The organism is Pseudomonas sp. LBUM1673 (assembly GCF_059695645.1).
Genome location: NZ_CP166780.1, coordinates 3,236,806 through 3,249,034 on the forward strand (window position 1 = coordinate 3,236,806; position 12,229 = coordinate 3,249,034).

General features: G+C 61.7%; 7 protein-coding genes. All 7 read left to right on the forward strand.

The window, feature by feature from the left end; genetic code table 11:
• The first annotated feature begins 16 nt into the window (after positions 1-16).
• Entirely contained in the window at positions 17-1,816 is a 1,800-nt protein-coding gene (locus ACA044_RS14910) for a type I secretion system permease/ATPase (protein ID WP_497447027.1), read from the forward strand.
• Complete coding sequence (locus tag ACA044_RS14915; protein WP_497447028.1) at positions 1,813-3,162, forward strand: HlyD family type I secretion periplasmic adaptor subunit; 1,350 nt, start codon at positions 1,813-1,815, stop codon at positions 3,160-3,162. The genes ACA044_RS14910 and ACA044_RS14915 overlap by 4 nt, the downstream gene beginning before the upstream one ends.
• A gap of 2 nt (positions 3,163-3,164) precedes the next feature.
• Entirely contained in the window at positions 3,165-4,529 is a 1,365-nt protein-coding gene (locus tag ACA044_RS14920) for a TolC family outer membrane protein (RefSeq protein WP_497447029.1), read from the forward strand.
• A gap of 264 nt (positions 4,530-4,793) precedes the next feature.
• Positions 4,794-7,841: an autotransporter domain-containing protein gene (locus tag ACA044_RS14925; RefSeq protein WP_497447030.1), complete on the forward strand. Its 3,048-nt coding sequence runs from the start codon at positions 4,794-4,796 to the stop codon at positions 7,839-7,841.
• 23 nt (positions 7,842-7,864) lie between these two features.
• A complete protein-coding gene (locus tag ACA044_RS14930) occupies positions 7,865-9,562 on the forward strand; it encodes a polyurethane esterase (protein ID WP_497447031.1) in 1,698 nt (565 codons plus the stop codon).
• A gap of 97 nt (positions 9,563-9,659) precedes the next feature.
• Complete coding sequence (locus ACA044_RS14935) at positions 9,660-11,513, forward strand: polyurethane esterase (protein ID WP_497447032.1); 1,854 nt, start codon at positions 9,660-9,662, stop codon at positions 11,511-11,513.
• A gap of 255 nt (positions 11,514-11,768) precedes the next feature.
• On the forward strand, positions 11,769-12,134 hold the full coding sequence (locus tag ACA044_RS14940) for a hypothetical protein (protein WP_497447033.1): 366 nt from the start codon (positions 11,769-11,771) through the stop codon (positions 12,132-12,134).
• The last annotated feature ends 95 nt before the right edge of the window (positions 12,135-12,229 follow it).

Genomic DNA, 12,229 nt, shown 5'->3' on the forward strand with positions numbered 1-12,229 from the left:
ACATCAGGAAAAACCAATGAAGATGGCGAAGAGCCCGGCCACCGCACCATTATTCAAGGCACTGGGCGACTATAAAAGCATTCTAATCAGCGTCGGGTGTTTTACCGCACTGATCAACGTGCTGATGTTGGTCCCGTCGATTTATATGCTTCAGGTCTATGACCGGGTGCTGTCTTCGCAAAACGAAACCACACTGGTGATGTTGTCGTTGATGGTGGTCGGGTTCTTTGCCTTCATCGGTCTGCTGGAGATCGTGCGCAGCTTCATCGTCATCCGTATCGGCAGCCAATTGGAGCGCCGCTTCAACCTGCGGGTGTATCAAGCCGCTTTCGAGCGCAACCTGTTCAAAGGCGAGGGCAACGCCGGGCAATCCCTGGGGGACCTGACCCATATTCGCCAATTCGTTACCGGCCCGGCGCTGTTTGCCTTCTTCGATGCGCCGTGGTTTCCGGTCTATCTGTTCGTGATCTTTCTGTTCAACGTCTGGCTCGGCGTATTGGCCACCGCGGGCGCGGTGCTGCTGATCGGGCTGGCCTGCCTCAACGAGGCGATGACCAAAAAGCCCTTGGGTGAAGCCGCAGGGTTTTCCCAGAAGTCCAGCCAATTGGCCACCAGTCACCTGCATAACGCCGAAACCATTCAGGCCATGGGCATGCTCGGCGCGTTGCGCAAGCGCTGGTTTCAGGTGCACTCGCGTTTTCTCGGCTTGCAGAATCAGGCCAGCGACACTGGCGCGGTCATCAGCTCCCTGAGCAAAACCCTGCGTCTGTGCCTGCAATCCCTGGTCCTGGGGCTGGGCGCCTTGTTGGTGATCAAGGGTGACATGACCGCCGGCATGATGATCGCCGGTTCCATCCTGATGGGCCGGGTGCTGAGCCCCATCGATCAGTTGATCGCCGTGTGGAAACAGTGGAGCGGCGCCAAACTCGCTTACCGCCGTCTCGACGCCTTGCTGCAAGCCTTTCCACCGAGTGACGAGGCCATGGCGCTGCCGGCGCCGAAAGGCCAGATCACGTTTGAGCAAGTCAGCGCCGGCCCGCCGGGGCAACGGGCAGCGACCTTGCACATGGTCAATTTCAACCTGGGCGCCGGGGAAGTGCTGGGCGTGCTTGGGGCTTCCGGCTCGGGTAAATCGACCTTGGCCCGGGTGCTGGTCGGCGTCTGGCCGACGTTGGGCGGCACGGTGCGCCTTGATGGCGCGGACATTCATCGCTGGAACCGCGACGACCTTGGTCCTTACATCGGCTATCTGCCCCAGGACATCGAATTGTTCAGCGGCAGCATCGCCGAAAACATCGCCCGATTCCGTGAGGCGGATCCGCAACAAGTCGTCGAAGCCGCGCAACAGGCCGGCGTGCATGAACTGATCCTGCGCATGCCCCAGGGCTACGACACGGTGCTTGGCGAGGACGGCAGCGGTTTGTCCGGCGGCCAGAAGCAGCGTGTGGCCCTGGCTCGCGCGCTGTACGGCAATCCGAGCCTGGTGGTGCTGGATGAACCGAACTCCAACCTCGACACCGTTGGCGAAGCGGCATTGGCTGGCGCCATCGCGCAAATGAAGGCCCGGGGTACCAGCGTGATTCTGGTCACCCATCGTTCTTCCGCCCTGGCCCAGGCCGACAAGTTGCTGGTGCTCAACGAAGGTCGCTTGCAAGCCTTCGGCCCAAGCCAGGAAGTGCTCAAAGCGCTGTCCGGCAATCAGTCCGGCAACCCGTCGGCCAATCAGGAGCAGGCACGTGAAAAAGCTGCGTCGGCACCAAGCGGGCTCAGCATGAGCCGGCAGTATCAGCCCACGACAAGGAATTCGGGTGTATGAGCAGCGCACGCATGAACGACGACAGCGAAGCGACGATGGAACACGACTACATCGCCGAACGCCCTGAACGCGACGCCCGATTCTTCGCGCGCATGGGCTGGATTCTGGCGATCGTCGGCGCCGGCAGTTTCTTCACGTGGGCGAGCCTCGCGCCGCTCGACCAAGGCATTCCGGTACAAGGGACCGTGGTGGTCTCGGGCAAGCGCAAGGCCGTGCAATCGATGAGCAGCGGCGTGATCAGCCAGATTCTGGTGCGCGAAGGGCAAGTGGTGAAGCAAGGTCAGCCGCTGTTTCGCCTCGACCAGACCCAGGTCGCGGCCGACGTGCAATCGCTGCAAGCGCAATACCGCATGGCGTGGGCCAGCCTGGCGCGCTGGCAGAGTGAACGGGACAACCTCAAGCAGGTGAATTTTCCCGCCGAACTGAGCAACGATCCTGACCCGCGCCTGGCCCTGGTGCTCGAAGGCCAACGGCAATTGTTCAGCAGCCGTCGCGAAGCCTTTTCCCGGGAGCAAGCGGCCCTGCGCGCGAACATCGAAGGCGCCAGCGCGCAGCTGGCCGGCATGCGCCGCGCGCGCACCGACCTGACGGCCCAGGCCAGTTCGCTGCAACAACAGCTGAGCAATCTTCAGCCCTTGGCAGACAACGGCTACATCCCGCGCAACCGCTTGATGGATTACCAGCGGCAGCTGTCGCAAGTGCAGCAACAGCTGGCAGAGAACACCGGCGAAAGCGGCCGGGTGGAACAGGGCATCCTCGAGTCTCGGCTGAAGCTGCAGCAGCACAACGAGGAATACCAGAAGGAAGTGCGCAGCCAACTGGCCGAGGCGCAGCTCAAAAGCGTGACCCTGGAAGAGCAACTGACTTCCGCCGGCTTCGACCTGCAACACAGCGAGATCATCGCCACCGCCGACGGCATTGCCGTCAACCTTGGGGTTCACACCGAAGGCGCGGTGGTGCGTCAGGGCGACACCCTGCTGGAGATCGTCCCGCAAGGCACCACTCTGGAGGTGGAAGGGCACCTGCCGATCAACCTGATCGACAAAGTCGGCACGCACTTGCCGGTGGACATCCTGTTCACCGCATTCAACCAGAACCGTACCCCGCGAGTGCCGGGCGAAGTCAGCCTGATCTCCGCCGACCAGATGGTCGATGAGAAAACCGGTGTGCCGTATTACGTGCTGCGCAGCAGCGTCAGCGACCAGACCATGGAAAAACTCAACGGCCTGGTGATCAAGCCCGGCATGCCGGCAGAAATGTTCGTGCGCACCGGTGAACGTTCACTACTCAACTATTTGTTCAAACCGCTGCTCGACCGGGCAGGCTCCGCGTTGACCGAGGAATAAGGATGTTCGGCTGTATGAATAAGTTTTCCCTGCTCGCGGCGACCCTGACGTTGCTGGCGTGCAACAGCGCGATGGCCATGGGGCCGTTCGACATCTATGAGCAAGCGTTACGCAATGATCCGGTGTTCCTCGGTGCCATCAAGGAGCGCGATGCTGGCCTTGAAAACCGCGCCATCGGCCGCGCCGGGCTGTTGCCGAGGCTGGGTTACAACTACAACAAGGGGCGTAACGCCTCCAAGGTCACCAATCTGAACGACCGCGGTAACAGCCAGAGTGAAGATCGCAACTACAGCAGTTACGGTTCGACCTTGACCCTGCAACAGCCGCTGCTCGACTACGAGGCCTACGCGGCGTATCGCAAAGGCGTGGCGCAATCGTTGTTTGCTGACGAAAACTTTCGCGGCAAGAGCCAGGAACTGCTGGTTCGCGTGCTGGAGAACTACACCAAGGCGCTGTTCGCTCAGGACCAGATCGACATCGCGCGGGCCAAGAAAAAAGCCTTCGAGCAGCAGTTTCAACAGAACGAGCAAATGTTCCGCCAAGGGGAGGGCACGCGCACCGATATCCTTGAAGCCGAGTCACGTTACGAACTGGCCACCGCCGAGGAAATCGAGGCGCGTGACGAACAGGATGCGGCCCTGCGCGAGCTCGGCGCACTGATTGGCGTGCCGGCCATCGACATTGGCGACCTGACGCCACTGGATCAGAACTTTCAGACCTTCACCCTGCAACCGGCTAATTACGACACTTGGCATGAGATGGCGGTGGCCAACAACCCGAACCTGGCCTCCCAGCGCCAGGCGGTGGAAGTGGCGCGCTACGAGGTCGAACGCAACCGCGCCGGCCACCTGCCAAAAGTCAGCGCCTACGCCTCGGTGCGCCAGAACGAATCGGAAAGCGGCAACACCTACAACCAGCGCTACGACACCAACACCATCGGCATCGAAGTCAACGTGCCGCTGTACGCCGGTGGCGGCGTCTCGGCCTCGACCCGGCAGGCCAGCCGCACCATGGAACAGGCCGAGTACGAGCTGGACGGCAAGACCCGGGAAACCCTGATCCAGCTGCGCCGCCAGTTCAGTGCCTGCCTGTCGGGGGTCAACAAGTTGCGGGCTTATCAGAAGGCCCTGACCTCGGCCGAAGCGCTGGTGGTCTCGACCAGGCAAAGCATTTTGGGCGGCGAACGGGTCAACCTCGATGCGCTCAACGCCGAACAGCAACTGTTTACCACCCGCCGGGATCTGGCCCAGGCGCGCTACGACTATTTGATGGCCTGGACCAAATTGCACTACTACGCCGGCACCTTGAGCGAGCAGGACCTTGCCAAGGTAGATGAGGCCTTCGGCCAGGGTCCGAAAGCTCGGTAGCGCATAGAAAACATTGTGGCGAGGGAGCTTGCTCCCGCTGGACTGCGAAGCAGGCCCAATGGCGGTTGCTGCGCAACCGAACGGGAGCAAGCTCCCTCGCCACAAAGCGCGAAGAGCCATGGAATCGGGCTCAGTCTCAATTGGCAGTTTTAACGCAGGCGAGGGGACTTGGCGCAATCCCTGTGGGAGCGCGCCTTGACTGACAGGATTGGGCAGGCCTCGAGCCACAGGGATTTTGGCAACACTACTAAGGACGGTAGCTTGATGAATAACCAATACAACAGTCTTGCCTTGCTCTGCGCATTGGCCACACTGGGCACCGCACACGCGGCGCCCTACGTGGAAAACGGCAGGGTGGGTGATCCGAACAGTTGGCGCAGCACAGAGTTCAACGCCGACTGGGGCCTGGGGGCGATCAACGCTCAGGAGGCCTATGCGGCCGGTTACACCGGCCAAGGCGTGAAACTGGGGATCTTCGACCAACCGGTGTACGCCTTGCACCCGGAGTTTTCCGGGGCCAACAAGGTGATCACGCTGGTCACCAGCGGCATCCGCGAATACACCGACCCGTACATTCCGGTCAAAGCCGGGGATGCCTTTCTCTATGACGGTTCGCCCTCGGTGGGCTCCAACGGCAAACTCGGAGCCCACGGCACTCACGTTGGCGGGATCGCCGCGGGCAGTCGCGATGGCGGCCCGATGCACGGCGTCGCCTTTGGCGCGCAAATCATCAGTGCCGACAACGGCGACCCGGGCCCGGAAGACGGCATCATTCGCGGTAACGACGGTGCGGTGTACAAGGCCGGTTGGGACGCCTTGATCGCCAGCGGCGCGCGGATCATCAACAACAGCTGGGGCATCGGCATCACCGACCGCTTCGACCTCGGAGGCCGTGATCCGGCGTATCCGCACTTCACCGTGCAGGACGCGCAACTGCAGTTCAACGAGATCCAGACCTTGCTGGGGACCAAACCCGGCGGTGCCTACGACGGCGCCATCGCGGCGGCCCGCAGCGGCATCGTGACGATCTTCGCCGCAGGCAACGACTACAACCTCAACAGCCCGGACGCCATCGCCGGCCTCGGTTACTTCGTCCCCGAGATCGCGCCGAACTGGATGACCGTCGCCGCATTGCAACAGAACCCGGACACCAGCAGCCCCGACCTCTACAACATCAGCACCTTCTCATCGCGCTGCGGCTACACCGCAAGCTTCTGCGTGTCGGCACCGGGTAGCCGGATCTACAGCTCGATCATCAGCGGCACCAATGCCGATGACCTGACCACCGGCTACGCCAATTACAACGGCACCTCCATGGCAGCGCCGCACGTTGCAGGCTCAATGGCGGTGTTGATGGAGCGCTTCCCGTACATGACCGGCGCGCAAGTCGCCAGCGTGCTGCGCACCACCGCCACCGACCTTGGCGCACCCGGCGTCGACGCACTGTATGGCTGGGGCATGATCAACCTGCGCAAAGGCATCGATGGCCCGGCCATGTTTGTCACCGAGCAGGACATTCCCGAGGAGTTCCGTATCGAAGGGGCCTACGGCTCCAGCCAGTTTGTCGCGGACTTGCCGGGTATCGGCGCGATCATCGACGCCGGCAAACCCACCGAGCGGGTGTGCGATGACGTGCACTGCGGGCTCGACGTCTGGCGCAACGATATTTCCGGCCATGGCGGCCTGACCAAGCAGGGCATCGGTACGCTGGTGCTGACTGGCGCGAACACCTACGCCGGCCCGACCCTGGTCAATCAGGGCCGGTTGGCCATCAATGGTTCGCTGCTGTCGGCTGTCACCGTCAACAATAGCGGCATCCTCGGCGGTAACGGCAGCATCGCGGCGCTGACCGCGAAAAGCGGCGGCACGGTAGCGCCCGGCAACTCCATCGGCACCTTGCAGGTGGCGGGCGACGTGACCTTCGAGCCTGGCTCGACCTACGCCGTAGAGCTGTCGCCCACCAGCAGCGACCAGATCATCACCAGCGGCAAAGCGGTCATCGAAGGCGCAACGGTCAGTCTGTCTCTGGAAAACAGCCCGACGCTGTTGACCACCGGCGAGGCGAAAACCCTGCTCGGCAATCAGTACAACATTCTGCAAGCGGCCGGCGGGATCGAAGGGCGCTTCGGTGCGGTGGTGCCGGACTACCTGTTCCTCGGTGGCACCCTCGACTATTCGGCGGGCGGCATTCAACTGGCCGTCGTGCGCAACGCAACGTCGTTCACCAGCGCCGGCCAGACCCCAAACCAACGCGCCGTGGCCGCTGCCGCTGAGCAGTTGGGCGCAGGCAATCCGCTCTACGAAGCGTTGCTGCTGTCGCCGACCGCTGCTGTCGCGCAACAAGCGTTCCAGCAACTGTCCGGTGAGATTCATCCGGCGATCGGCACGCTGCTGATCAACGACAGCCGTTACCTGCGCGATGCGGTCGGCGAGCGCCTGCGCGAGCACGATCTGTTCGACGCGGCGGCACCGACCGATGACCGCAGCAACGCCTGGCTCAAAGTGCTCGGCGCCTGGGGCAAGAGCGATGGCGGGCATGACAACGCCAGCTCCAACAGCTCCATTGGTGGGCTGCTGGCCGGTGTCGATGGCTTGATCACTGAAGATACGCGACTGGGTTTCGTCACCGGCTATAGCGACAGTTCGCTGAGCATGGGCGATGGCACGCATTCGTCGGCGTCAGTCGACAGCTACCACTTGGGTGCCTATCTGGGCCATGAAATCGACGCGCTGCGCCTGAGCGTCGGCGGCGCTTACAGCTGGCATCGCATCGACGGCAAACGTGACCTGCAATTCGGTGACGTCAGCGGCAAGCAGAAATCCAAACGCGATGCGACTACCGCGCAACTGTTCACCGAAGCGGCGTATCGCCTGGACCTGCAACCGATCGCTCTGGAGCCGTTCGTCAATCTGGCTTACGTGCACCTGAACACTGAAAGCTTCAGCGAAAAAGGTGACGCCGCCGCACTCAAGGGCGGCGAAAACAACCGCGACGCGGTGCTCTCAACCCTCGGCCTGCGGGCGAGCAAAGCCATTGTGCTGGCCGACCAGCAACAGCTGGAACTGTCCGGCACGCTCGGTTGGCAGCACAACCTGAGCAACACCCGTTCCGAGGACCACCTGGCCTTCGTCAACGGCAACACCGCGTTCAGCGTGCAAAGCGTGTCCATGGACCGCAATGCCGCGGTGGTCGGTGCCCGTGCCGGATTGGCGCTGGGCCGCGATACCCGTTTGAACCTGGATTACAACGGGCTGCTCGGCTCCCGGGAAAAAGACCACGGTGTGGGCCTGACCCTGGACTGGCAGTTCTGATTTGACGCTAAGGAAGCAAGAACATGGGACTGTTTGATTACAAAAATGCCGGCAGTGAGGCCGGCAAGGCGCTGTACTCCGACGCGATCGCGCTGACGCTCTACGCGTACACGCCGACCGGCCAGCCACTGCCGGCGACCGCTTGGGCGCCGATTGGCGCGGCAGCGTTGGGCTATCAGGGCAACGTCGGCGCTCAAGGCACTTTCTATGGCGAGAAGGACGGCTTCACCAGCGCCGAAGCCGAAATCCTCGGTAAATACGACGGGGCAGGGAAGCTGATCGGCATCGGTATCGCCTTCCGTGGCACCGGTGGCCTGGGGTACAGCGACACCTTAGGCGACATGAAAAACAACCTGCTGGCCGCGGTCGGCCCGGTGGATTACGCGACGAACTACGCGAAAAACGCCTTCGATACGTTGCTCAAGGATGTCGCTGCGTTTGCCATCGCCCACGGCTTGAGTGCCAAGGACGTGCTGGTCAGCGGGCATAGCCTCGGCGGGTTGGGGGTCAACAGCCTCGCGGAGTTGAGCGGCAATAACTGGGGCGGTTTTTTCAAGGACGCCAACTACATCGCCTTCGCCTCGCCAACTCAGAGCGCCACCGGCAACAACGTGTTGAACATCGGCTACGAGAACGACCCGGTGTTTCGAGTGCTCGACGGCACCACCTTCAGCAGTGGCTCGCTGGGCAAGCACGACGGTCATCAGGATTCGGCGACCAACAACATCGTCAACTTCAATGACCAGTACGCCTCCACCGCGCAGAACCTGGTGCCGTTCAGCATCCTCAACCCGTTGAACTGGTCGGCCCACGGTTCGCTGGGCTATGCCGACGGCTTGAACCGGGTGATCGACTCGCGCTTCTACGACCTCACTGACAAGGACTCGACGCTGATTGTGTCCAACCTGTCGGAATCGTCCCGAGGCACCACGTGGGTCGAGGACCTGGGCCGCAGCGGCGAGCCCCACACCGGCAGCACGTTCATCATCGGCACCGACAGCAATGACTGGCTCAAGGGCGGCGCGGGCAATGACTTCATCGAAGGTCGTGATGGTAACGACCGGTTCCGCGATGACGGTGGCTACAACCTCCTGCTGGGCGGCAAGGGCAGCAACACCTTCGAGCTGCAGAAACCGTTGCAGAACTTCAGCGTTGCCAATGACGGCGACGGCACGCTGTACGTGCGCGACGCCTACGGTGGCATCAGCATGACCCACGACATCGGCGCGCTGGTGAGCAAGGAGTCGGGCTCTTGGTGGGGCAGCAAGGAGGTGACCTACAACGTCACCGCCAATGGCTTGCTCAATGGCACGGAACTGACCCATTACAACCACTCGCTCAACGGCGATGCCTACGGCAATACGCTGATGGCCAGCGTCGACGGTGACTGGCTGTTCGGCCACGCCGGCGACGATCTGCTGCGCAGCGACAAAAGCCATGTGACCTTCGTCGGTGGCGCGGGCAATGACGTGATGCATGCCTGGGGTGGCAACAACACCTTTCTGTTCAGCGGTGCCTTCGGCTTCGACGCCATCAACGGCTATCAGGGCAGCGACAAACTGGTGTTCCTGGGCGTCCAGGGCGCGGGGCAGGGTTATGACTACGCTCAGCACGCGACCCAGGCCGGCAACGACACGGTGCTCAAGATTGGCGATTACGCCGTAACGCTGGTCGGCGTGGGTCTGGATAATCTCTCGGCTTCGGGAATTACGTTTGCGTAAAGGCTGCATGCACTAAATGCTCCGGGGCGCCTCGTGATTGAGGCGTCCTGGCTGTGAGCTATCTCTGACAATTCCAACAAAGAGAGAGGCAATACCAATGGGTGTGTATGACTACAAGAACTTCGGCACAGCAGACTCCAAGGCGTTGTTCAACGACGCCATGGCGATCACGCTGTATTCCTATCACAACCTCGACAACGGTTTCGCCACCGGTTACCAGCAAAACGGCTTCGGCCTGGGCTTGCCGGCAACCCTGGTTACCGCACTGATCGGCGGTACCGATTCCCAGGGCGTCATTCCCGGCATTCCCTGGAACCCCGACTCGGAAAAGGCCGCGCTCGACGCCGTGCAAAAAGCTGGCTGGACGCCGATCACCGCCGCGCAACTGGGCTATGACGGCAAGACCGACGCTCGCGGAACCTTCTTCGGCGAGAAGGCCGGTTACACCAGCGCCCAAGTGGAAATCCTCGGCAAGTACGACGCCCAGGGCCATCTCACGGAAATCGGCATCGCCTTTCGCGGCACCAGCGGCCCGCGAGAAATCCAGATCGGCGACTCCATCGGCGACGTGATCAACGATCTGATGGCAGCGTTAGGGCCCAAGGATTACGCAAAAAACTACGCGGGCGAAGCCTTTGGCAATTTGCTCGGTGACGTTGCAGCATTTGCCCAGGCCAACGGGCTGTCGGGCAAGGACGTGCTGGTCAGCGGCCACAGTCTCGGCGGGTTGGCGGTCAACAGCCTGGCGGACTTGAGCAATGAAAAGTGGTCCGGGTTCTACCAGGATTCCAACTACATCGCCTACGCCTCGCCGACCCAAAGCAGCAGCGATAAAGTGCTGAACATCGGTTATGAAAACGACCCGGTGTTCCGCGCGCTTGATGGCTCGTCGTTCAACCTGTCGTCGGTGGGCGTGCACGACGCCGCCAAGGCATCGGCGACCGATAACATCGTCAGCTTCAACGATCACTACGCCTCGACGGCGTGGAACGTGCTGCCGTTTTCCATCCTCAACATCCCTACCTGGATCTCCCACTTGCCCACCGGTTACGGCGACGGCATGACCCGGGTGCTGGAGTCGCAGTTCTACGACCTGACCAGCAAAGACTCGACCATCATCGTCGCCAACCTCTCGGACCCGGCGCGCAGCAACACCTGGGTCCAGGATTTGAACCGCAACGCCGAAACCCACAAAGGCAGCACCTTCATCATCGGCAGCGACGGCAATGACCTGATCCAGGGCGGCAAGGGCAACGACTATCTGGAAGGCCGCGACGGTAACGACACCTTCCGCGATGGTGGCGGCTATAACATCCTGTTGGGCGGCAAGGGCAGCAACATGCTGGACCTGCAGCAGTCGGTGAAGAACTTCGTCTTCGCCAATGACGGTGCCGGCAACCTGTACGTGCGCGACGCCAATGGCGGCATCAGCATCACCCGCGACATCGGCAGCATCGTCACCAAGGAGCCGGGGTTTCTGTGGGGGGTGTTCAAGGATGACGTGACCCACAGCGTCACCGCCAATGGCCTGGCGGTCGGCAGCAACCTGACCCAGTACGCCTCAAGCGTGAAGGGCACGGCCGGGGCTGACACGATCAAGGCACACGCAACGGGCGACTGGCTGTTTGGCCTGGATGGCAACGACCATTTGATCGGCAGTACCGGCAACGACGTGTTTGTCGGCGGCGCGGGTAGTGACTTGATGGAGTCGGGTGGCGGGGTGGATACCTTCCTGTTCAGTGGCGCGTTTGGCCAGGACCGGGTGGTGGGCTATCAAGCCAACGACAAACTGGTGTTTCTCGGGGTTCAGGGTGTTGCGCCAAACGATGATTATCGGGCCCATGCCACGGCGGTTGGGCAGGATACGCTGCTGACGTTCGGCAGTGATTCGGTGACTTTGGTGGGTGTGGGGCTGGACAGTTTGTCCAGTGGGGGGATTGTGATCGCCTGAGGGTGATGGGCGCCTGTCAGGGCCCTATCGCGAGCAGGCTCGCTCCCACATTGGATTTTCATTGTTCACAAAATCCCTGTGGGAGCGAGCCTGCTCGCGATGAACGATAACGCGGTAATTCAGTGACTCACCGTTCACTCCCGGACTCCAATACCTGCATCATCAGGAACTGGCACTAAAGCATCAGCCCATACACGCGTTATCCCTATGACGCCGGCGCTGCATGCCGCCATTGAGTACAGGAGACTTTGCAACGTGAGTAATAGCAAGAGGTACACCTTCGGTCTGGCGCTGGCCTTTTTATCGGCAACCGCCGCCGCAGAACTGCCTCAGAGCTCGATTCTGACCCGATACGGGGTCACCTCCGATCAACTGCCGGAACCGGCAGTGACCGAAACCGCCAAGCCCAGCGAAGAAAAAAGCCGCTTCCAGCTCCAGCCGGAACAGCCCTGGATGACAGTGCGCCTGGGCGACGACAAACAACCGGAGAAGACCGGCAATATCAGCATCGATCGTTCGATGCAGCAGGAACGGGAGCGTTGCCAGCGGATGCAGGAACGACTGATCCGGCAAGGAGGGCAGTCCTTCTCCTGTGATAACAGTTTTCCGGGAACTCACTGAGCATAACGAGTGCCTTTGTGGCGAGGGAGCTTGCTCCCGCTTGAGTGCGCAGCACTCACAAAAATCGGCAATGGTTGTCAGATTTTTGGGGCCGC

Coding starts and splice junctions, on each gene's coding strand:
- ACA044_RS14910 (WP_497447027.1), top strand. CDS start 17: ATGAAGATGGCGAAGAGCCCGGCCACCGCACCATTATTCAAGGCACTG.
- ACA044_RS14915 (WP_497447028.1), top strand. CDS start 1,813: ATGAGCAGCGCACGCATGAACGACGACAGCGAAGCGACGATGGAACAC.
- ACA044_RS14920 (WP_497447029.1), top strand. CDS start 3,165: ATGTTCGGCTGTATGAATAAGTTTTCCCTGCTCGCGGCGACCCTGACG.
- ACA044_RS14925 (WP_497447030.1), top strand. CDS start 4,794: ATGAATAACCAATACAACAGTCTTGCCTTGCTCTGCGCATTGGCCACA.
- ACA044_RS14930 (WP_497447031.1), top strand. CDS start 7,865: ATGGGACTGTTTGATTACAAAAATGCCGGCAGTGAGGCCGGCAAGGCG.
- ACA044_RS14935 (WP_497447032.1), top strand. CDS start 9,660: ATGGGTGTGTATGACTACAAGAACTTCGGCACAGCAGACTCCAAGGCG.